11 protein-coding genes are annotated in these 25,355 nt (G+C 36.8%); 9 read left to right on the forward strand and 2 right to left on the reverse strand.

Annotated features, from left to right (window positions below):
* Positions 1 to 140: 140 nt before the first annotated feature.
* Genes C1T31_RS09800 through C1T31_RS09815 form a run of 4 tightly spaced genes read left to right on the forward strand, consistent with a single transcriptional unit; the run spans position 141 to position 8,113 of the window.
* Complete coding sequence (locus tag C1T31_RS09800) at positions 141 to 3,335, forward strand: site-specific DNA-methyltransferase (protein ID WP_103052321.1); 3,195 nt, start codon at positions 141 to 143, stop codon at positions 3,333 to 3,335.
* 9 nt (positions 3,336 to 3,344) lie between these two features.
* Positions 3,345 to 6,389: a DEAD/DEAH box helicase family protein gene (locus C1T31_RS09805; protein ID WP_103052322.1), complete on the forward strand. Its 3,045-nt coding sequence runs from the start codon at positions 3,345 to 3,347 to the stop codon at positions 6,387 to 6,389.
* A 6-nt stretch (positions 6,390 to 6,395) separates the two neighbouring features.
* A complete protein-coding gene (locus tag C1T31_RS09810; RefSeq protein WP_103052323.1) occupies positions 6,396 to 7,466 on the forward strand; it encodes a phosphoribosyltransferase-like protein in 1,071 nt (356 codons plus the stop codon).
* A gap of 26 nt (positions 7,467 to 7,492) precedes the next feature.
* Entirely contained in the window at positions 7,493 to 8,113 is a 621-nt protein-coding gene (locus tag C1T31_RS09815) for an NADAR family protein (RefSeq protein ID WP_103052324.1), read from the forward strand.
* A gap of 615 nt (positions 8,114 to 8,728) precedes the next feature.
* Here C1T31_RS09815 and C1T31_RS09820 read toward each other — a convergent pair.
* Together C1T31_RS09820 and C1T31_RS09825 are read right to left on the reverse strand one after the other, a co-directional pair.
* Entirely contained in the window at positions 8,729 to 9,523 is a 795-nt protein-coding gene (locus tag C1T31_RS09820) for a hypothetical protein (RefSeq protein ID WP_103052325.1), read from the reverse strand.
* A gap of 115 nt (positions 9,524 to 9,638) precedes the next feature.
* The gene (locus C1T31_RS09825) at positions 9,639 to 10,388 is read right to left on the reverse strand and encodes a hypothetical protein (protein ID WP_103052326.1); all 750 of its coding nucleotides are present in this window, start codon (positions 10,386 to 10,388) and stop codon (positions 9,639 to 9,641) included.
* A gap of 209 nt (positions 10,389 to 10,597) precedes the next feature.
* Here C1T31_RS09825 and C1T31_RS09830 point away from each other — a divergent pair, with 209 nt between their 5' ends.
* From C1T31_RS09830 to C1T31_RS09850, 5 genes are all read left to right on the forward strand, one after another.
* Positions 10,598 to 10,786: a hypothetical protein gene (locus tag C1T31_RS09830; protein WP_103052327.1), complete on the forward strand. Its 189-nt coding sequence runs from the start codon at positions 10,598 to 10,600 to the stop codon at positions 10,784 to 10,786.
* A 400-nt stretch (positions 10,787 to 11,186) separates the two neighbouring features.
* Entirely contained in the window at positions 11,187 to 16,556 is a 5,370-nt protein-coding gene (locus tag C1T31_RS09835) for an immunoglobulin-like domain-containing protein (protein WP_123912660.1), read from the forward strand.
* 214 nt (positions 16,557 to 16,770) lie between these two features.
* The gene (locus tag C1T31_RS09840; RefSeq protein WP_103052329.1) at positions 16,771 to 17,520 is read left to right on the forward strand and encodes a hypothetical protein; all 750 of its coding nucleotides are present in this window, start codon (positions 16,771 to 16,773) and stop codon (positions 17,518 to 17,520) included.
* 234 nt (positions 17,521 to 17,754) lie between these two features.
* Positions 17,755 to 18,531, forward strand: coding sequence for a LuxR C-terminal-related transcriptional regulator (locus C1T31_RS09845; protein WP_103052330.1), 777 nt, complete (start codon positions 17,755 to 17,757; stop codon positions 18,529 to 18,531).
* Between the two features lie 511 nt (positions 18,532 to 19,042).
* Positions 19,043 to 25,042 (forward strand): HYR domain-containing protein, encoded by a 6,000-nt coding sequence (locus tag C1T31_RS09850; protein WP_103052331.1) that lies wholly within the window; start codon positions 19,043 to 19,045, stop codon positions 25,040 to 25,042.
* Positions 25,043 to 25,355: the final 313 nt, after the last annotated feature.

The raw sequence follows: 25,355 nt of genomic DNA on the forward strand, positions 1-25,355 counted from the left end.
AATAATCAACTAAACCCAAATATAACCCAACGGTTGTTTTGGGTTTTTTGTTTTAAACATTTCTTACAAATAATACCGATTAACATAAAAGATTTATATTTTTAGGGTTTCCACAAAAACTAACAATTCCAAACCGAACAATGTCAAAATCAATAGACAACCTAAAATACTTCCTTAAAGAAATGTTCCAATTCAACGAAAATGATTTGGACTTCGGAATCTACAAAATATACAACCTAAAGCGTAAACACATTGAAAGCTTTATTGATGGTGATGGTGTAGGCGATTTAACACCTACAATCGAAACCATTTTAAAGGAAGTCAATCTCGAAAATCAAAAGACGGACTCTATTGAATTATACAACTTCTTAAAGAATTTAAATCAAGATAAGTTATTAGAAGATCCAGAGGCAAACTACAAACAATTAGAATTGTTCATTGGCACAGAACAGAGTGAAGATAAAAAAGCGAAACTTACTGAATCCCTAAACAATCTTTCCAAATCAGAAGGTTTAACAGACGAGCTTAAAGACAAAATCTACAATCACATACTTGGGTTTTTCCAAATGTATTATTCCAATGGTGATTTTGGGTATAACGACCGCAGTAGAGATTTGTACAAAGTACCTTATGAAGCCGATTATAACGGTAGCGACACAATGTTTCATTGGAAACATAAAGGGAGTTTATACATCAAAACAGGTACATCTTTCAACGCTATTAAGTTCGACTTAAACGGTAAGAAAATTGAATACCGTTTAGAAACCAATGTACATAGTGAAGATGAAGGTACAAGCCAAAACAACAACAAAGACAGCCAATTAAAACACTACCGTTTTGATAGAATTGAAAAAGTAAAAGACAAAACGACTAATGAAGACGTTTATCAAGTCATTTTTAACCTATCTGATGCTTCAACCTCTAAAGTTGATATTTATAAAGCCATATACAAAGAGGTGTATAATGAAACTGATATTCATAAATATTTAGAATACGAAAAAGATGGTAAACCCAAACAGGTATTTGTAGACTTAACCAAAGACTTTGACAAAGTCCAAAATGGTGCTATAAAAGGTTTATCTGCTCTACGCCAAAAGAAACTAAAGATAGAAAAAGAAGTAAAAAACAACTTTGAGCGTGGTGAGCGTTTGTATGACGAAGCAACCAAAGAGTTTACCGATGAAACATTAAAAGCCTTATATACATTAGACCAAAAACTAAATAGCTTTTACATTGGTAACGATGCCGATTACTTTATTCACGAAAACCTAAACGAGTTTCTTAATAACGAGAAAAACCGTTACGTTAAAAATTACATCTTTGATGATTTAGAAAGTATTTACAGTGGTAAGTTAGATAATACCACTTTATTAATTGCTAAAGCATTTGATAAGGTAAGCTCACGTATTATTGAGTTTTTAAGTGCTATTGAAGACTTCCAGAAACACCTGTTTACCAAAAAGAAAAAAGTAGTAGAAAGTGAATATTGTATTACGGTAGATTATATAGACGAAAAATACTACCCAGAAATTCTCGCCAACAAAACTCAACTGCAAGAATGGGAAATCCTTTTTAGTTTAGAGGTTAAAACGGTTGAGGACCTAAAAGCTAACCCAACATTAGTATTGGATACAAAATGTTTTAAACAACCCGATGGCACAAACCCATTTAAAGATAAAATACTTGCTGAAATTGAGGATTTAGATGAAAATACCAATGGGCTATTAATTAACTCTGAAAATTATCAAGGTCTTAAAGTTCTTCAGAATAAGTATAAAAATAAGGTTCAGACAATTTATACTGACCCACCATACAATGCAAAATCATCTGAAATAATATACAAGAACAATTTTAAACATTCAAGTTGGGCAAGTTTTATGCAAAATAGAATAAGTCTTTCCAAGACATTTTTGCAACAAGATGGAATATTTGAAATTGCGATTGATGATTACGAAGTAACTTCTTTATGGAAGGTTTGTGATTCTATATTTGGTTCTGAAAATTTTATAGCTAATGTATTAGTGATTCATAACCCACGTGGAAGAAATGATGATAAATTTTTTGGTACTGCGCACGAATATATGCTAACATTTGCTTTTGATAGAGAAAAAGCTCAAATATTAAACTTTAAACCAACTGAAGAACATATAAAGCAATATAATAAGGAAGATGATATATCACCTTATGCATTGACAGGATATATGCGTACTGGTAATAATTCTAACAGACACGAAAGACCTAACTTGTTTTATCCAATATATATCAACCCTAAAAACAAAAAACTTTCTTTAGAAAACGGTGAAGGTTTAATTGAAGTATTACCAATAAATTCTGATGGTGATGAGAAAACTTGGCGTTGGGGAGAAGATACTTTTGTAAAAAGAAAAGACACAGAAATACTTGTTTCAGAAAAAAACGGAGTATGGAGTCTACAAAAGAAAAGGAGGTTTTTAGGTGAAGGAAAAAAACCAAAAACTATTTGGCACGACTCAAGATATGACGCATCAACAAATGGTATTATGCTTATGAAGGCATTATTCAATGATGTTAATTTATTTAGTTATCCAAAATCCATTTATACAGTATTTGATGCCTTATCAGTTTCAACTTCTGAAAACTCTTTGATCCTTGATTACTTTGCAGGTTCGGCAACAACTGGTCACGCAACAATAAAGTTAAACAAAGAAGATAAAGGTTTTAGAAAGTATTTATTAATAGAAATGGGTACATATTTTAATATCGTTACAAAACCCAGAATCCAAAAAGTAATTTATTCAGATAATTGGAAAAACGGTAAGCCATTAGATAACAATGGTTCGCCAAAGCACATATTTAAATACCAAGTATTAGAACAATACGAAGACGTATTAGATAATCTACAAGTCTATAATGGTGAGCTGCCAGAAAACCTGCCTATAAAATACTTATACAAACCAGAAGAAAATAGTTTAGATAACACACTCAACCTTTTTACACCATTTAGCAATACCATAAGCTACGGGCAACCTACTCAACAAGGTTTTATAGATGTGGTAGAAACCTATAACTATTTACAAGGGTATTTTGTAAGGTCTATAAAAACCTATGAGCTACATAAAAAGTACTATAAAGTAGTAGAAACCACCAATGGCGTTTTAGTGATTTGGCGAGATATTACCATCAATGAAGATGATAGCCAACAAGTTATTGAAATAGCTTCTAAATATGAAAACATACACACCATAGAAGTTAATGCAGAATTTGCAACCTTACAATTAGATAAAAGCAATCATCTTAAAGTAGGTGATAATAATATAGAGTTGCGAATCATTGCTAAAGATGTGTTTAACCAATAAGCCTTACCAATGGAGTTAAAACTATACGACTACCTGCGTAAGGAAGGCATAAACAATCCTGATGCAGATTTTAGAGAAGAAACCTATCAAAACAAAGTAGAGCAGTTTGACACGACGTTAGGGTTAAATAACGATATTTTAGATACTGTAAAAAAGTATTTAAAAACCTATAACACCTATTTAAAAAGCAACCAACAGCAAGAAGTTAGTTTACGCTACTATCAAATATTAGCCCTGTACTATACTGAACTTTATTTTCAAAAAAGAGATGAACACGATTTTATCTATGCAAAAGAATCTTTAGCCTATTGGATGGCTACAGGTAGTGGTAAAACCATTATAATGCACCTAAATATTTTACAATACATCAATCATTGTAAAAACTTTAGAGATTTTGAAATTATAATGACCACACCTGGTGTGAATTTAATTGAGCAGCACGAAAGAGAGTTAACACCATTTATAGAATTTTTGAACGGCAAGTATCGTAACACCATTCGTTTGACGATTGATACCACTTCTGCATTATTAAATAAACCAAACGACTTTTTCGATTTTCCTCAAACTAAATCGTATCGTAGACTCATATTAGTTGATGAGGCGCATATTGGATTAAGTACAACCGGAAAGACGGGAACCGATGGGGCTTTTATGGACTTGCGTAAAAGATTAAACATAGAAAACAGTTTCTTATTCGAGTATTCAGCAACCTTTCACAATATTACAGGAGAGCTGGAAAAGGATTATGAAAAATCAATAGTGTATGATTACAATTACAATCTATTCTATAGAGATGGATATGGTAAAGATTACTTTTTTCAGCAAGTCGGTGATGATGTATTAGAGAAAAGTTTTGATGACAATCTGCATCATAATCTCGATATCATTAATGAAAAAATAGAGCTTTGGAATAAGATTGATTATGCTCTTGAAAAAGACTTGTTTAAAGCGACACAGTTCCCAGATAAGCCCTTAATTGCCTTTATGGGCAATACTGTAAACAATAAAGAAAAGTCAGCTAAAAACGAAGATGATGAAGTTTCTGATATTACTAATATTGTCAACTTTTTAGCAAAATTAACCGATGCAGAAAAAACAAAGTATAAGTATTTATTCAATGAGGATATTAATGGTAAACTTACTTTAACTCGAAACCCAGAAACAGATGATGAAATTTTATTGTCTTATGGTAACGGTGGCTATTTCGGGATTGTTAATGTCGGTAATGGCGCAAAATTTATTAATGATTTAGATAATGACAAAGTTATAAAGAGTCCACGAGACAAGGTTATAATTTCAAACCTTGAGCGGTATTCCTTTAAAAATATAGATAGTCAAAGCTCACCAATCAATATACTGATAGGTAGTAGAAAGTTTGCTGAAGGTTGGAACTGTTTTAGAGTTTCAGTTATAGGATTGATTAATTTGGGAAGCTCAAAGGGTAATAAAATCATTCAAATATTTGGTAGAGGTGTTCGTATAAAAGGTCTGAAAAATGATGGTAAGCGTACCTTTCCAAATCACAATGAAGACTACTTTAAATTAAAGAATACCAAAGAAGAAGATAAACTTCGCAAAATAGAAACCTTATGTGTGTTCTCTCTCAAAAAATCCTATTTAGAAACTTTTACAGGAGCAGTAAATAAGGAGCTTGAAATTTTAAGACGTTATGAAATTACTGTAAGTCCAAGTATTATTAAGTTAAATGATAATACGGAAATAAAATTTGAAGAGTTTAGAAAACGTATTCCCATATTTAAACTATCAAAATTAGAAATAGAGCAACGTAGAGTTTCATTGCTTGATAGCAATAGCTTCAAAGTTCAATATCGTCAAAATGGCAATATTGCTGATGATACAGTGAATAATTTTTCAATAGCATTAGATTATAGACCCAACAGAAATGAAGAAGGAAAAGACATTACAGGAGAATTGGTCAACTTTTTAAACCACTTTCAATCCTTTATTAATTTAAACAGGTTAGAAAGTTTGGTTTCAGAATTTCAAGAAGAAAATAGCTTATATGTCAATGCGAATAATAAACCAATTACAATTCAAAATATACTTCAGTATGTTGGAAGCGTCACATACAAATCCTCGTTAGATATTACAAACCTTGAATTGATTGAAAACCTTGTATATCAAATAGCATTGGATTTCTTAAAGAGATTGAAGAACAAAGTCAATTGGTATATTAATAATAGTAATTACGAATATCAGGAATTATTGAATCAAAGTACAGAAAGGGTTAAAGGAGATTTCATAGATAAGTATTACATTTTAAAAACCATTGAATCAACAAAAGAAGTTAGAAATAAAACCACCTTTAAAAAACAATCTGAAATTGATTCAGAGATTAAGGAATTTGAAGAACAAATTGAAGCAATTTCAGAAAACTTAAAAATTGATACGATTGGTAATCACATCTATAATCCACTTTTAAGAGAAGTAAAAAATAATATTGATTCTGAAAAAGATTTAAAAATCTCACCAGATAAACTTAATGCTGGAGAAAAGAAATTTGTTCAAGACGCAGCTAACTTTTTTAATGGCAATAAGGATTTTAAAGATTATGAAATATACCTTATGCGTAATGTGGAAACATTAAAGAGCATAGGGATATATCTAAACGATGATTCACAAGTATTTTATCCAGACTTTATTTTGTGGCTTTTAAAAGGTGACAAAATCTATATCAACTTTATTGACCCAAAAGGACAAATGGGGATTCAAGATGCTACTACTTTATTGGATAATGAAAAGGTTAAAATAGCAGATAAGGAGAACAATGATACATTAGTAAAATTAGAAAGAGCATTATCTAAAAATCATAAGAAAACATTTATTCTAAACTCTTTCTTGTTGTTACGTGATAGTTCAATGTTGGGTTTTAATAAGCCTAACAATTGGGTGAAAGATAATTTAATTGATAAGAATATCTTTAGACTTAATTGGCACACAACTGATGAAAAAGAACAAAAAGTTCCGGCTAACAAACTTCCAGATGGTAAGAGTTATATGGATTTATTAGTTGAACATATGGATTTAATTTAATAATATATGCAAGAATTGGCAGAAAAAATATTTGAAATAATAAAGGATTATCAATGTGATTATGCAGAAAGAAAATTTGAAATAACCGTTGAACACATAATTGATTGGGCAAATCAATTTGATGATGATGCGGAATTTGTTTTACAAGAATTACTACATTTTCTACCAGAAACATATATCTCTAAAGAGAAAGCCAAACAATTATTGCATACTAGATTATTAGAAATACAACAATTTTATGGTTATGCTTCTATGACTGAAATGATTGTTAATACTCATTTTTTCAACGTTCAAAAAAGTTATAAGAGTCAACCAGAAATTTTATCCCTAATTGATGAGGTTCTACAAACTGAATTTCAAATTAATTATAAAGACTTCTTAAATTCTCCTAAAACAAACTATATTTATTTTGATGATGTTCTCGCGACAGGCGGAACAGTATTCCGTGATTTGGCAACTTGGCTTGAGGAAAAAGAAGATGGTGTTAACGAAAATTCTAAATTGATTATTAATCAGACAAAAACTCTCGGAATAAGTTTATTTTGTTATCATTCTCTTGGGTTTAGTAATATGCAATGGAGATTAATGAAGCAATTCGATGATAAAATTAAAAGGGTACTTTTAGTTGGTAAAGATTATGAAGTTGAAAATCATATAAAAACCAAGTGGATAGCGGAAAATCAAAAACTTAATTGTGTTTATCCTGTTGAAGAACAGTCTAAAGAAGTATTAGAATATTTAGCAAGTTTGGAAGCTGAAAATGATAGTGTACCTGCTTTTCGACCATCTAATCTACCTAAAAAAGAAACATTTTTTAGTAGTCCAGAAAATAGAATTAAACTTGAAAAAATATTTTTAGAAAAAGGAATAGAATTACTTAATAAAGTACAAACAGATAATCCAGATAGGAGAAAAAGACCTTTAGGTGATACAGTACGTTCACATAAGACATTTGGCACAGGTACTTTGTTTTTTACTTGGCGAAATATTTCTAATACGTGTCCGTTAGTTTTTTGGTGGGATGTTCCCGGTCATAATTGGCTACCACTTTTTTGTGTTAAGAATAGAGGTATATAGTTAATTATTTTTTATATTGTAAAACAATGAAGATTACAGAAAGAACATATAATAAAAAAGAGGTAATCGTTTTTAGAAGCACCAAAGCCAAATATGGTGGTCTTTCTAATATGGCAGGTGGTTACTCTTTAAGAGTAAATGATATTATAATTCCTTCAGCGGAAGCTCTTTATCAAGCCTGTCGTTATCCTTTATTCCCTTCAGTTCAGCAAGAAATTATTGAGCAGAATAGTCCTATGACTGCTAAAATGATTAGTCGTAAGTATTTAAAATATACAAGACAAGATTGGGAAGAAGTGAAATACTCTGTTATGTATTGGGTTCTAAAAGTTAAGCTTTCGCAAAATTTTAATGAGTTTTCAAAAGTATTAAAAGAAACGAATGGAAAGCCTATTGTTGAATTATCTAACAAGGATAAAGATTGGGCAGCAATAGAAGTAGATAAAAATACATTAGTAGGTAAAAATGCTTTAGGTCGATTATTGATGCAATTAAGAGAGGAATACGTGATAAATAATAAGCCAATTGAATGTGTTCAACCCATTGATATGTTTGGATTTTTATTATATGGTTCCGAAATTGATACGGTATGTAATCCTAATATGGAGTTCGAAAAAGATTATCTTTTTGATTTAGATTACGCCTAATGCATTAAAATATTTGCTCTCATTTAATATCTTAAGCTAGTCTGTATTCCCCCACGCTCACCCTTACTGTTTTTATGTCATAATACTTGTAGCCAACGCTCTAATGGCACATTGCTTGTTTTATTGAGTTTTTTAATATTCAATTATGGTTCAATAAAAAAGCAAAGAGCCATTGCCAACGCCTAAACAACTATTCCGCCATAAAAACTCCCCTCGCTATTTTACATAACGTAATAGTTATAGGAACATCCGCACCACCCAAACTCTGCCCAAGCTGTCCTATAACCACATTATGTAAAATATCTCCCTTTCCCCACGCTCAATTCCGTTTAAAATGTAAGTATCGGTAGAAGGAAAATACAATGCCACTTTCCCCGCCACCCTTTCAATGGTTTTAAAAAAATAGGTTTTGAATAATTCAGTTAAGAGATTAGCACATTGCTTTTTCTCGTACCTTAAAAAAGCAAAGCACTAATCTTAATACGCCTGTATGCGTAGCTCGATTATAAGCTTTATTATCATAAAACAATATAACAAGCTACCCATACACACGCACCAGCCACTACTAAAATCTGAACAAAAACCTATTTTTTTAAGCGATAACACCCCATTGAATCATCCTCGTAAACCAAGTTTTTCTTTTAATTGAAAATCATACAATTTATATTCATCTCCAATTCCAATTTCGCCTAATTCAAGAGCCTTATGTTTACGATAGTACCAATACGAATTATAAAATCCACCTTTCAAAAACAAAGTAATTATCTGCTTGTTCAATTCAAATTGATGCTGTACGTCTTGAACATAAAAAAAATGTATTCCAATTTTTGCTTTCAAGAATGGTAGCTGGATACTCTCACCAATCTTGGGTAAATATTTAAGTTCCTTACACCTAAAGGATTCATATTTCTTATTGTAGTCAACGTGCATTCTAATCTCTACCTCACTAAAATCAAAAGTATAATCATAATCATACGCAAAAAGGTTAGCATAGATTTCTTCTAATTGCTTCCGAATATGATGGGATTTAACCCCTGTCTTCTCTGCAATATCTTTTAGGGTAGGATAAGGTTCATCTCCCTCGTGATAATCTTTACCACTTAAAAATTCTACAAGTTGAGAATATCTTTCATTGCTCTTAAATTCCTTTTCTACTTGTGGCATAATTGAGATTAAATCTATCAAAATTTGCTTTACTGAAATTGAATGCTCCATAATTTGAATATTTATTAGAATAAAAATAAAAAAAGATAGCAAAGATAAGTGGCTTCCTTCTGCCAGCCGCACAATGCTGTAAAGGTCAAGCCCTACGGGTTTTGAAAAAAATCTCCACCTAATAATATTTCGATGTTTTAGTAATAATAAAGAAGAGGTAGTATTTTTTCCAAAAACCTTGACAGCATTACCCACGCCACAAATGATACAGCTTTCTTTTTTTATTTTCTTTTAAAAAATTATTAGAAAAAGAAAAGCCCTGTAATGCTAAATCACAGGGCCATTTCCGCTTCAAAGGTCAGAATGAAACTTATGCTACTTGAACAATATTTAAAACGTTGTAAGCACCGTTTTTAAGAACATATTGCACACCGTTGATTTCTTGGAAAAACTCTACCAAAAGCAAGAAAATCTCGTTTCCAGAGCCTGATGGAACACCGGCAGGAACCAAAGTTTGCGTAGCACTTGTAGCGTCGATTGGAAGATTCACAATAGGACTATACTCAATAGCACTATCAGTAGAGTCAAAGTCTAAATTCAAGAATGCACAAGATAAACTTACGTGAGTTGCACCACTTGGATAAGAAATATCATTTGCAGGTGTAAAATTCGGAATTGTAATTTCACCAGTTGCTGTATCAACCGAAAACGGAGCAAAGAAAACAGCACTTAAAATAGCTCTATTATTAAAATCCAGCCCTTTTAGAATGGCTTTGCCCTCTGGAGTAGCCAATCCAGTAGCTACATTTCTTTCGCCTCTTATAGAGGTTGTATCAACATTTTTAATTTGCGTCATTACTTGCGTAACTCTACTCGCAACACGGTTATCTTTTGCTCTAATCATCAGATTTCGAACAGAAGTTCTCAACAACTTACCAGAAGATGCCGAACTTCCAAACTCACTGCCATTTTCACGGGTACGTTCAAACGCAGGGTCATTTTGAATACGCTCTTTAGAAACACCACCTTTAGTTTTCACTAAATAGCCTTCTTGAGCCTTGTAAAACGTCAGGTTATCCAACGTTCCTTCCAACTTAATAATTCCTTTTAATTTAGCCATAACATCACAATTTTTTAAATGATTACAACGAATGTACGATATAAACTTTCTCAATGTTTACGGGTACTTCCGAAGTGTTAATATCTTGCCGTAACTTCCGAAAAGGGTTGCTTATTCATTGAAAAATTCGCCGTATATTGTTTAAGGAAGCCCTAAAGCTACTGTATACGTAAAGTATAGATAGAGTATTAATTTAAAACAAAAAGCGAATGAACAGAATCTGTATGTACCCTAAAGACGTGCAATTGGTTACAGGTAAGAGTGAACGTTATGGAAGGACCATAATTAAGAAGATTAAAGAACACCTTAACAAAGAACCACATCAATTAGTAACGATTGATGAATTTTGCACTTTTATGGGTTTAGAAACCAGTAAAGTACAAGGATTAATCAAGTAAATTCCTTATCTTTACAACAAGGTTTTAAAGGTGACCTATTAGGTGACCTCAAAATGGTACAGGACTGAAACACTAATTAATACAGGCATTAAGAGATAGGTTCACTTACCTCTTTCTCCGCTAAAAACCAGAACAAATGTTCTGGTTTTTTTATTTAAATCTCTTACGTTTAAAATGTTAGCTATTCAAAAGATAAACGTGCCGTTTGTCGAGTTAATTTGAAACACAAGTATTTACCATTTATTTTTAGTAGCCCATTTCAATGTTATGTTTATATTAAACTTATATCCTTCTGATTTATATACAACTAGGATATAGTACTTTTAACCTTCTTAAATTTAACGCTATTGATTCCGTGGGGTTCAAGTATTACATTGTAACAATACTATTTTGTTTTGTTTTGTCTTTTGAGGCTTTTGGTCAGTGTTCACCGGATGTGACACCGCCAACTATTACCTGCCCATCAGATATTATTGTGGGCTGCCCTCAAGAGGTTCCCTCTTTGACACCAACCACTTCTGATTTTTGCGGAGCCATTACCTTACAAACCTATACCCTTACTGGTGCCACAACAGCTAATAGTCCAGCTACTGGAATCAACGATGCCAGTTCTGAAGACTTTTTAGCAGGAACAACCACCATTACCTATTACATTGAAGACGCTTCAGGCAATTCGTCATCATGCAGCTTTGATGTTACGGTGAATGATTATACGGATCCGATTATTGTTTGTAAGGATGATATTGTTACTGTCAACGATCCAGGTGCATGTACCGCTGTGGTTAACATGTATGCCATTGGAGTCTATCCATCCGCTTTCGACTCCTGTTCGGGACTATTTATTGTTCCAACTGGTATTCCCCCAGGTGGCGCTTTCCCAGTAGGTACCACCACGGTAACCTGGACGGTAACCGATGCAGCTGGAAATTCCACTTTTTGTACACAAGATGTTACTGTGACCGATGAAGAAGACCCTACTATCAATTGCCCTTCAGATATTGTGGCGAGTACCGATCCTGGTCTGTGCAATGCCAATGTGACGATACCATTCGCAGTACCTGATGATAATTGCTCTGTAGTCTCCATTTCCAATGATTATAATGCGGGTGGAGCAGATGCCAGTGGCAACTATCCTATTGGCACAACAACGGTAACCTATACGGCAACAGATTCTGCCGGTAGAACGACCACATGCTCTTTTGATGTGACTGTGGTTAATTCTCAAGATCCCATAATCACGCTAAATGGAGCAAATCCGCAAATCTTTGAGGCGTGTAGCACCTATACAGAATTAGGTGCAACCGCTATTGATAACTGTTTTGGAGATATTTCATCTAGTTTGGTTATTGATACATCCGCTGTTGACATGGACGCTGTTGGCTCCTATCCAGTTACATACACCGTCACCAATGCCAATGGTGGTCAAACGCAAGTTATCCGAACGATTACAATTGTAGATACAACGGCTCCTTCATTGACGTTCGTAGGTCCTAATCCATTAACAGTGGCCGATTGTTCCACATATACTGAATTGGGTGCCACAGCCATTGACCCTTGTTTTGGAGATATTTCATCGAGTGTGGTGATTGATAATTCTGCCGTGGATACCAGTACGATTGGTAGTTATACGGTTACCTATAATGTGACTGATGCTAGTGGTAATGCAGCTACACAAATTATTCGAACCGTCAACGTGGTTGATGTTAGTGGCCCTATAATTACCTTGGTCGGTGATGACCCACAAGTTATTGAAGCCTGTGATACCTACACCGATTTAGGTGCTACAGCTATTGATCCGTGTTTTGGCACCGACTATACAGCAGATATCATTAATGATTCCTCAACCCTCGATACTAATACACCTGGTAGTTACACAGTAACTTATAATGTGATGGATGCCGAAGGTAATCCAGGATTAGAAGTTATACGAAACATAACCGTTGTCGATACCACTGGACCGATTATTACACTCCTTGGTGATGACCCACAAATTATTGAAGCCTGTTCGCCATACACGGAATTAGGTGCAACCGCAATAGATCCTTGTATTGGAACTGATTATACTAGTGATATAGTAATTGATGCCTCTTCGGTTGACACCAGTACAGTGGGCTCTTATAATGTGACCTATAATGTTATGGATGCTTTAGGCAATTCAGCTATAGAAGTCATCAGAACTGTAACCGTTGTTGATACTACCTCACCAAGCATTACCTGTCCTGTAGATATTGTGGCTAATAATGATGCTGGTCAATGTTCGGCTGTGGTTACCTATTCGGTTACTGCCAATGATAACTGTTCCGGAGAAACCATAACTCAAACGGATGCTACTGGATTAACATCTGGTGATGCCTTCCCCATTGGAACGACTGTTTTAGAATATTCAGTGACGGACCCTTATGGCAATTCGGATACCTGCTCGTTTTCAGTGACAGTCAATGATGCGGAAGTACCTAATGTTGTTTGTCAAGCAGCTAGTTTGCAGCTCGATCCCGTAACGGGATTAGCGACCTTATTGCCCAGTGATGTGGACAATGGAACAACAGACAATTGTAGTTTCACCTTATCGCTATCACAAGATACTTTTGACTGTAGTCATATCGGTAATAATACCGTAACATTAACGGCTACCGATGCTAATGGAAATGTTTCTTCTTGTGATGCCAGTGTAACCATAACCGATTTAGCCGAGAATGCGTCGGTGAGTATAGCGACACCAATTACCACCATCTGCCAAAATCAAGAAATCACAGTCACGGCAACACCTGTTGATGGTGGAACGTCACCATCCTACCAATGGCAAATAAATGGTATTGACGTGCCAGGAGAAGTTGCTGATACGTTCACAAGCAGTACTTTTAATGATGGCGATGTGGTAACCGTTATCATGACATCCAATATTTCAGTTTGTGCTGTACCGGTTACCAGTAATACAATTACCATCACCGTTAATGATTTTAATGCTCCTGCCGATGCTGGTGCCGATGTTACCAATACCGTTTGTGTAGACACCACGATTACATTAAGTGGTAGTGCTGTAAATGGCGTTGGAGCCGTTGGAACTTGGTCTGTAACTTCTGGGCAAACCAGTGGCTTTTCGTTTTCTGATGTGAATAGTCCTACATCTGATTTTACAGGTGATATTGGTGAAACGTATACCCTAACTTGGAGTGTTGACAATCCTGATCCCTGTGTAGATACTAGTGATAGTCTAACCGTTACGATGATTGGCTGTAATGCTTTGGATTTTGACGGTGTTGATGACAATATTACCTTTCGTGATAATTATAATTTAGGTAGTGCCTTCACGATTGAAGTTTGGATGAAATCGGATACACAAAATTCAGATATTCAAACTATTTTCTCCAAACGGGAAGCTACTAATTTAGTAGACGGTTATGATTTACGATTGGTGAACAATGTGGTTTCATTTCATTGGAATAATGGTCAATCCGTGTCATCAGGAGCGATACAAATTACCAATGATCGTTGGTACCATATTGCAGTGACATATGATGGAGCTAATTATAAACTCTATATTGATGGTGTTTTTATTAATAGTACTTCTGATACCAATGAACCCATTGATAATACGGTTGATTGTATAGCAGGAGCCATGGATCAGACACTCAATGCGCCTTTTTTACCTGAAAACTATTTTGATGGTGGTTTAGATGAATTACGAATTTGGGATGTTGCTTTAACGGAAGACCAAATCCGTAAGATGATGAACCAAGAAATTGAAGACAATTCAGGTATAGTTAGAGGCTCTGTTGTACCATTGGATCTTACTGGATTGAATTGGAACGACTTAAACGGGTATTATCAAATGAACCAAAATACGGATTTATCCGGTGGTAATTTGGTTTCCAATAGTCTATCAGGTATTAATGGGGTGTTGCGCTATATGACTACCCTACAACCGGAAACGGCTCCGCTGCCCTACCAATCAGTAGGTGATGGTGACTGGACAAACAACAATACCTGGCTTTATGGAAATTCGCAAGCGATACCCAACAGTATGGGCATTGATGGTAGTACTGTCGTTGATTGGAATATTGTCAGAACCTCACATAATATTTCATCAGGTAACAACAATTTAACTGTATTAGGACTGGAAGTGAATGCCAATACTTTGCGTATTGAAAATTTAGATCCAACTGATGGACAAAGTCTGCGTGTAACCGACTATTTGATGATTGATGGAGCCAGCACCGTTCTAAAACTGGTTGGTGAATCGCAACTATTACAAGATGTTGGTAGTGTGGTTAACTACACGGGAACGGGTGCTTTACACCGTGACCAACAAGGTACCAACAATGTTTATAATTATAATTATTGGGGATCTCCTGTCAGTACTGACGGACTTTCCTATACCGTTGGTGGTAGTCTGTATGATGGCTCCCAACCTGTGCAATGGACCACTGGTTATGATGGGATTGGTAGTACCACGCCAGTGACTATGAGTAGTCGTTGGTTATATATATACGAAAACTATCCCGTGAATTCTTATGCCGATTGGGTACGTATTAATCAAACATCATCAGTTGCCGTACCACTTGGCTTTTTAATGAAAGGCAGTGGCACTGCGGATCCAGAACAGAATTACACCTTTGTGGGTCAGCCTAATAATGGCACTTACCTATCGCCGATTTCTCCAGACTATGAAGCTTTGGTGTCCAACCCTTATCCATCGGCCATAGATGCGCACGCTTTTATCAATGACAATAGTGCGAGCACATTAGGAACCCTCTATTTCTGGGAACACTATGTGTCCAACGCTACCCATGTAACCGTGGAATACCAAGGTGGTTTTGCTGCCTATAATTTAACGGGCGGTAATGCCGCTATTTCACCACCAGAAATTAGTGGTTTGGGTGTGCCTTCTAAAATACCCGAACGCTATATTCCTATTGCACAAGGGTTTAATGTTCGTGGAAATGGTACTGGTGGCGATGTGGTTTTTAACAACGACCAACGCGTGTTTGTTAAGGAAGCCGTGACGGGTGGCTTGGATAACGGTTCGGTATTTATGCGATCGCAAAACCAAGCTGAAAACCGACCAGAAGATCAGCCTATTCAACGGGTGCGGATAGACTTTACGACACCAGAAGGTGCTTTAAGACCTATTATGATTGGGTTTGTTCCAAATGATTTGGCAACCGATGGTGTGGACTACGGTTATGACGCCTTGAACACCGAAGATTTACCAAACGATATGTCCTGGATGATTGAAGACCTACCTTATATTATACAGGGTGTTGGTGAATTTGACATTAGCAAGCGATATCCTTTAGGTATTTTCTTGGAGGACACGGGAACTTTTGAGATTTCACTACGTGGATTGGAAAACTTTGAAGAAGACATTACCGTGTATGTTTACGATGCCCTACTGGAAACCTTTACACCTATCAATAATTCCAATTACAGTAACACCTTGAATAGTGGTGACTATCTGGACCGTTTTTATATAGCCTTTACCCCAGACAATATTCTTTCAACAGGTGATAACGATATGGATACCTTGGTTGTCAATTACCTGAATGACAACGAAGAGATTTATATTAATACCCCCTATTCTTACTTACTTGAAGACGTGCTCCTGTTCAATATGCTTGGGCAACAGGTTATGGTTTGGGATGTTAGTGATATGGATCAAACTACGGCCTTACGTATTCCTGTTAAGAATCTGGCCGAAGGCAACTACATTATTAAGGTTGTTGGTACTGATGGTGCTATTTCGAAAAAGGTGGTTGTTTCTAAAGACTAATATTCCTTTACACTTTCACTGATAGATATATAGTTATAACCGCGTTTAGAGCCTGATATCGCTTGAGTTTTCTATGGGCTTGGTATGGGTTTGACACGAAGTAACCCTAAAGAAAAGTCGGTATAAAGTCGGCATATAGTCGGTATAAATATGGCATGTTATAGGTTATTTATAACTATTTCTGTATATTTAAATAACTTAAACCTACTTTATTATGGCTAAACAAGCAGGAATCTTACCCTTAATTGGCACCCTAGGTGGTGTTAATTTTTACTATCGGAAAGGTGTGCCAACTGCCCGAAAAGCTGGTGGCGGTTTTAATAGGGATGCCATTAAGCACAGTCCCAACATGAAGCGTGTGCGTGAGCAAAATACGGAATTCGCTAATTGTTCGCATGTGAACAAACACTTTAAGCTTGCCTTAAAACCCTTGCTATTTGATTATAAGGATGGCACACTTCATTACCGATTGATGCAATTGTTTATTAAGATACGGGATTGTGACACTGTATCAGACCATGGAAAACGGCGTGTGCATTTGGGGATGGAAACCGATTTAGGGAAGCGTTTGTTGTTGGATTTTAATTTTACGCCTAAACGCGCTGATTTGTTTCCTTGTCAGTATGCCTTTGATTGGGATTCACTTTCCTTAAATACACGTAGTTTTAATGTTCAACACATTAAATTCCCTGAACAGGCTGATTTTATGCAGGTTTGTTTGGGTGTTGTGCGGTTTGATTTTGAATCCATGACCTACTCTAGCCTTGAGACCAACACGCTGAAAATTACTCGGGACTTTGCTGATTCATCTTTTAAATTAGAGTGTTTGGGTATGCCTAAAGGTATTGGTACTATTCTTGTTGTTGCCCGAACATCTTTTTATCAGACAGTTGGTGATCAGGATTATATTTTGGCTGGTGGTGATGGTATGGGCATTGCGGTTGTGGGGATTGGTGAGAGTTGAGCTACTGAAAACTCATTTAATTGAGATTGCCACACTCGTAGCTCGCTCGCAATGACAGGTAAAGACTCTTCGCGGTGCTCTGAGTGACAACGGGCTTATGAATATAAGAGCAATGACAACGGCTGTGTTCTGTTTCAACGAAAAAAAATGTGTTTTATAGGTTTTTTATCTACCATTTTCTTAATCTGTATTACTTTAAATTACTTTTAATAAATGGGATTCATTTAATAGCACATGAAATCAGCATATATAAAAGAGCTTTATAAGGATATTTTTATTTCTTATTACAAGCCTTCGTTGGAAGAACACATTACTAAAATGATGGAGCTGGATGCCTTTTTACCGTATAGCTCGACTTATTTTTGTGTGACAAATACCCAGGAATTAAGCTTTGAGTACATCAGTAAAAACATGCATGCCTGTTTGGGGTTAGACCATGAGGAACTTAAAACCAAAGGTATGCGCTACTTTTGGAGTCGGATGCATCCAGAAGATATTGAAATATGGCTTAAGGCCATGAACCACCTGATGGATTTTACGCTTTCGGAAATTCCGGAAGAACAGCGCAATCGCATGAGTTATACTTGGAACTATCGCATTAAAAATGCTGATGGTGTCTATGTGAATGTGGTGCAAAACACCACTCCCCTAGAATTTGATACAGCCATGAAACCCATTATTGGGTTAGCCCACTATACCGTTTTGCACGCTGATATTGCTATGAAACTTCCTATAACCGCTACTGCCAAATATTTAAACGCCCAAAACGTTTATGAAACCAAGTATTACAATAATTTTTCCCAAGGTTTGCTATCCGATGGTATTAGTAATCGGGAACGGGACATTATTCGATTATTAGTGCTTAACCACTCCAGTAAAGCTATTGCGCAGAAATTGAGTATTAGTCCGAATACGGTGGATACACATAGGCGTAATATTTTGAAAAAGTTGAATATTGCTTCAACGGGTGAACTCATTGGTATGCTAAAGGCCGGAAAAATGCCATTGTAAATTTTAAAAATATTTTAAACCATTTCTTTTTTACAGACAAAGAATCTAGACTGACTCGAGCACTCAAGGTACTGTTTTTAAACGATAAAAACATACAATTACTCGAAATACTCAAATTGAGTATTGCATATACCTTTTCTTATATAGAATTTTATGACGCTATTAATCAATAATTTTTTGGAAATTATGTTCAACCTGTCTGATTTTGTTCAACCAACCAAAATCGGACAGGTTTTTTTATTGAACCATAATTTTTTTGATTAATAATTTAAACAAGTTAACGGTAAAATATATCAAATTATCTAATAATCAATAATTTACATAATTAAAAATTAAGGTTATTTGAAAATTCGTTTTATATTACATAAGCTATTAATCAACATATCTTCTTTTTTAAGTAATAAGGGTACGTTGTAACCAACCACTTCTACAATAAATCAGGGAACGTTTTCTACGTTTCCGTAAGGCTATACGTGTGTTAGGGTATTAATATTAACCAACACTAATCCTTATGAAGCGTTTTTTCTTTTTCGTAATTTTTACGCTAGTTACCTTTTATACTGAAATTACATTTTCTCAAACCACTACGATTACAATAGGTGATTGGCACACTGGCTGGTACCAAAACAATGGTTATCATGATTCATTTAATACCAATTATTTAGTTGGTCCTTATAATGGTAGGACATACCATAACTTTTTTATTTTTAATTTAAATTCATTACCTCAAAATGTTGAAATAATAAGCGCGCAATTATCTGTAATTTCTGCAAGTTCCGCAATATCTTCATCAAACGCAACGTATACCTTATTCAATGTTAGTAGTAATTATAATACTGTAAGAAATTCCTCAAATAGTATTTCAGTATGGAATGATTTAGGATCTGGTCCTGTATATGGATCGTACAGCGTAAATAATTCGACTGGTTTTAGAAGAGATTTTAATTTAAACGCAACAGCATTGAATGAATTAGAATCACAAGCAGGGAATTACTTTACCATTGGAGGTAGAATTACATCTGGAAACGGATATATTTTTGGAGGAAGTGGTTATGGAACCCAATTATTAAGAATTACTTACAGAAATAATAACGTACCGCCTGTTGTTACCTGTCCTTCGGATTTGATTGTTGAAAATTTACCAGAATCATGTGGTGCAATAGCATTTTTTGGAGCTACAGATACAGCAGGTATTCCGCAATCAACAATTACATACAGTCACCAACCTGGAGATTTTTTTCCTGTGGGTATAACCACTGTTACAGCTACTGCCACAAATAGTGTTGGCAGTGATAGTTGTACATTTGACGTAGTTGTCGAGGATACTGAAGCACCAGTTTTAACCTGTCCTGCTAATCAAGTAATAGTATTAGATGCAGCTTGCGATGGCGTTATGCCGGATTATACGGTTGGTGTTGCTACCGATAATTGTGGCGTGACGGTTACGCAAGTCCCTGCTGCTGGAACAACCTTTAACGGTGACCAAGTTGTCTCGGTTACCTTGACCGCTGATGATAATAATGGTAATACTGTGGATTGTACCTTTGATGTGCATTTTGATGATCAAACACCGCCTGTTTTAACTTGTCTTGCTGATCAAGTCGTTGTTTTAGATGCAACTTGTGATGCTGTTATGCCAGACTATACCGACGGTGTAGCTACCGATAATTGTGGGGTGACGGTTACGCAAGTCCCTGCTGCTGGAACAGCTTTTAACGGTGACCAAGTTGTCGCGGTCATACTGACCGCTGATGATGGTAATGGTAATGTGGTAGATTGTACGTTTGATGTGCATTTCGATGATCAAACACCGCCTGTTTTAAACTGTCCTGCTGATCAAGTCGTGGTTTTAGATGCGACTTGTGATGCCATCATGCCTTATTATACGGTTGGTGTTGCCACCGATAATTGTGGCGTGACCGTTTCACAAATACCTGCTGCTGGAACAGCCTTTAACGGAGACCAAGTTGTTGCGGTTACGCTGACCGCTGATGATGGCAATGGTAATTCAGTGGATTGTACCTTTGATGTCCATTTTGATGATCAAACACCGCCTGTTTTAACCTGTCCTGCTGATCAAGTCGTGGTTTTAGATACGACCTGTGATGCCATCATGCCGGATTATACGATTGGTGTTGCCACTGATAATTGTGGCGTGACCGTTTCACAAATACCTGCTGCTGGAACAGCCTTTAACGGTGATCAGGTTGTCGCGGTCATACTGACCGCTGATGATGGTAATGGTAATGTGGTGGATTGTACATTTAATGTGCATTTTGACGATCAAACACCGCCTGTTTTAACCTGTCCTGCTGATCAAGTCGTGGTTTTAGATGCTACCTGTGATGCCATCATGCCTGATTATACGGTTGGTGTTGCCACTGATAATTGTGGCGTGACCGTTACACAAGTACCCGCTGCTGGAACAGCCTTTAGCGGTGACCAAGTTGTCGCAGTTATACTGACCGCTGATGATGGCAATGGTAATTCAGTGGATTGTACCTTTGATGTCCATTTTGATGATCAAACACCACCTGTTTTAACCTGTCCTGCTGATCAAGTCGTGGTTTTAGATGCGACCTGTGATGCCATCATGCCTGATTATACGGTTGGTGTTGCCACCGATAATTGTGGGGTTACCGTTTCACAAATACCTGCTGCTGGAACAGTCTTTAGTGGCGACCAGGTTGTCGCGGTTACCTTGAATGCTGATGATGGTAATGGTAATTCAGTGGATTGTACCTTTGATGTCCATTTTGATGATCAAACACCACCAGTTATATCCTGTGTACCAAATACGACATTTAATACTGACCCTGGCGTATGTGATTATACTGTAGTGGGATCTGAACTGGATGCCAGCTTTACCGATAACTGCTCGTCTGGCAGTATTACCAACGATTATAATAACGATGCTTCCCTTGCTGGAGCCATATTCCCGCAAGGTACTACTGTTGTGACCTGGACCGTAGATGATGGTAATGGCCAAATAGTAGCATGCACAACTGACGTCATTGTTGAGGATAACGAAGCACCAATTATTAATTGCGGTGCTACCACAGCACAAAATTTAGTAATCAATAATGACTTTGAAAATAATGCCATTCATGATGGTTTAGGATCTACTAATTGGATTTCATTTTATGAGGCTTGGGGAAGTGTTAGAAGTTATGACCAAAATATCATTGGTTCTGCGCAAAGTGGTAATTTCTATATAAAAATGTTCGGTCCTAATTCTGGTGTTTTCCAAGATTTCCCTGTCAATACTGGAGATAATATTACTGGCAAAGTTTATATGCAAAATGCCTCATTCGATCCAACAAATCCAGATGGTTGGGGGCAAGTAAAATTAGAATGGTTAGTTGGAGGCTCCATCGTAGGGGTAGAAACCTCTCCGTTCTTTACTTCTGCTTCTAGCCCTCAAGACGTTTGGACAGAAATCAGTGTTGATGCTACTGCGCCCGTTGGAGTTACCGGTGTAAGGTTGGTTCTTATAAGCCAACAACCAACTGGTGGCGCCATCATGTTTGATAATGCTAGTCTTGTAAATAATGGCAATACAAGTCCAGGAGACATAACTGTTAATAATGATCTGGGACAATGTGGTGCCCAATTGGTTATTCCAACACCTGCCTATAGTGACAATTGTTCTATAGCCTCTATTACAAACGACTACACTGGTACTGACAATGCTAGTGGTTTTTATCCTGTTGGAACGACAACTGTTAATTGGACTGTTGTTGATCAAGCAGGTCTTACTGCAACTTGCTCCATTGATGTGACTGTAATCGACAACGAAGCACCAGTAGTCAACTGCTTGAGCCTTCAGGTACAATTAGACGAGTTTGGTAACGGTAGTATCTCTGAAGAAGATATTAATGGTGATTCCACTGACAACTGTGAGATTGCAAGTATTGAACTTTCACAATTGGACTTTGATTGTTCCGATATTGGTGGAGACCTGGATGGTTTGATCATCTCCGAATACGTGGATGGTGCTGGTGATAACGACTGTGTTGAGATTTTCAATGGTACGGGTAATGAAGTGAACTTATTAGGTGATAACTATGTGTTACGCGTCTATGCTGATGGTGGTACCACGGCTTTATATGAAGTGCCTTTATTGGGTACTATCGCCGATCGTGATGTGTATGTCCTGTGCTTTGGTAACAATGATGGTGCGGATCAAGCGGATCAAATTGACGGTTTTGGCTTTGATGGTAACGATGCCGTGGCCCTTGTGAAGGATGGCAATGCGGTTGACGTTGTGGGTGTCATTGGTACGAATCCTGGTACAGGATGGTCTTCTGGTGGTGTAACCACTGCTGGTACGACCCTTGTTAGAAACGTAGATGTGCTTCAAGGCAATATCAATGCCTTTGTGGCCAATTTATCAAGTGAATGGACACAATTCCCTCAAGGTACCTATGGTAACCTAGGGGCTCATGATATTGAGATTACTGATTTGGCTAATAATGTGATATTAACGGTAACCGATACCAGTGGTAACGTGTCTACCTGTGAAGGTAATGTAACCGTTGTGGATATGGTTCCACCGGTTCCTGCCTGTCAAGATATTACTGTACAACTGGGTATTGATGGTACGGCTACTGTAGCACCTTCACAAGTGGATAATGGATCTGATGATGCCTGTGGTATTGCAACCCTGGAATTGGATGTAACCGAATTTGATTGTTCGAACATTGGTGCTAACCCAGTGGTCTTAACGGTAACGGATGTTAATGGTAATACCGCCACTTGTAATGCCACAGTGACTATAGAAGACAATGTGGCACCTACCGTAGTGACACAGAACATTACTGTTCAGTTGGATGATCAGGGTAATGCTTCTATTGAAGCGCTTGATGTGGATGGTGGTTCTACTGATGCCTGTGGTATTGATACCTATGCCGTGACACCTAACAGTTTTGACTGTTCCAACATTGGCGATAATACAGTAACGTTAACCGTTACGGATATCCATGGTAATGCGGCCAGTGAAACGGCTGTGGTAACTGTGGAAGACATGGTTAACCCGATTGCGGTCTGTAATGATATCTCCATATATCTCAATGCGGATGGTACTTATACCCTATCTCAAAGTGATATTGATGCCATTGCGGATGGTAGTACTGATAACTGTGATACGGACTTAACATATAGTGTATCTCCTGATACATTCACTTGTGCCGAAGAAGGTGACAATACGGTCACCCTAACGGTAACGGATGATTATGGCAACGCATCTACCTGTACAGCCACTGTAACAGTGGATGGTAGCTTCCCTGAAGTGACCATCACGCAAAGTGAGCTTCCAGAATTCTGCCAAGGGGCTGTCGTGGTCTTAACGGCCAACAGTGATGAGGCTGTGGAATACTTATGGAACTCTGGTGAGGAAACGGCTTCTATTGAAGTGGGTGCCAACGGTATCTATGGGGTACTGGTAACTTCGGCTACCAACTGTACGGCTTATGCCGAGTTTGAAGTGACTGGATTTGATCCAGGTTCGCTTACTGCAGCATATACCATCATTGCTGAAGAAGAGGTTTACTTGCATGGCAATAATTTAGTACAAACTGGTGGTGTTGGAGCAATGGATCCAAATGTTGGTAACATCAAGCTGCACCAAGCCACCACAGTGGTCGGTTTCGGTCAGGCAGTGAGTTTTAACCTGAACCAAGGCAGTACTGTCGGTAGTCAGGTGTTTGCACCTGCCAACCCAACAATCCCATCGTTTGTATTCAATACATTATCAAATAACAGTAGTCCGGATGCTACGGTGAACAATAACCAGACACAGACCTTAACAGGCAGTGTCTATGATGTGGTGACCGTGAAGCAAAATGCGACCGTGATATTTACACAATCAAATGTGTACATCAACGAACTGAAGACCTTTGATGGGGCTAGTATCGAGTTTGAGAACTGTGCCAATGTCTTTATTAACGAGAAGTTCATGCTCGCACAGAACGGTACCATCAATGCGGATGATCCAAACAAGGTGGTGCTCTATGTGAACCAGGATGTACAGATTGAAAAAGGTTCTTATGTACGCGCCAGTATTCATGCCTATTTCCATGAATTAATGGTGAAAGGTGACCAAAACGGGGACCCAACTTATATGACCGGACTGTTCATTGCCAATCGTGTGCATGGTAACAAGAATACGGTATGGAATGCTGATGACTTGTGTGATCCATGTCCTGTTGACCAACCAGTCTCTGGTAGCATTGATGTTGTAGACAGCAGTGACTTGAGAATGGGTATTGATATGGAGGTATCGGCTTGGCCGAACCCATCCAACAGCAACTTTAACTTAAGGCTGAAAACAGCCATCAGTAATGATGATGTGCAAGTCGAGGTATTCGATATGAACAACAGACTCGTTCATAAAGGGGACTTTAGTTATGATGGTACGCACGTGTTCGGCGACAAACTGGACGGTGGCGTGTACATCGTGAAAGTGACCCAAAGCGGTATCACCAAGTCGGTCAGACTGGTACGGTACTAACCAACCATAGTAGTTTTAGTGATAAAAAAACCCTCCAACATTGGAGGGTTTTTTGTTACTGTTATTTATCTGAATTATTTAACCGCTTATCGAAAAAACAATTTGGTAACCATTTATTAAACTTGATATTTTGGGAACTTAAAATTTAATTACCTACTTTTAACCTGCTATTAATCAACATATCTACTTCATTAGGGATAGGTTGTAACTAACCAACATCTACATAAATTTAATTGTATCTAACAGAACATTGTAATGTCTCTGAAGGCATATCTTGTGTTTTGGTAATGTTTAAAAACCAACACAGGTTAAT

The organism is Hanstruepera neustonica (assembly GCF_002895005.1).
Lineage (GTDB): Bacteria > Bacteroidota > Bacteroidia > Flavobacteriales > Flavobacteriaceae > Hanstruepera > Hanstruepera neustonica.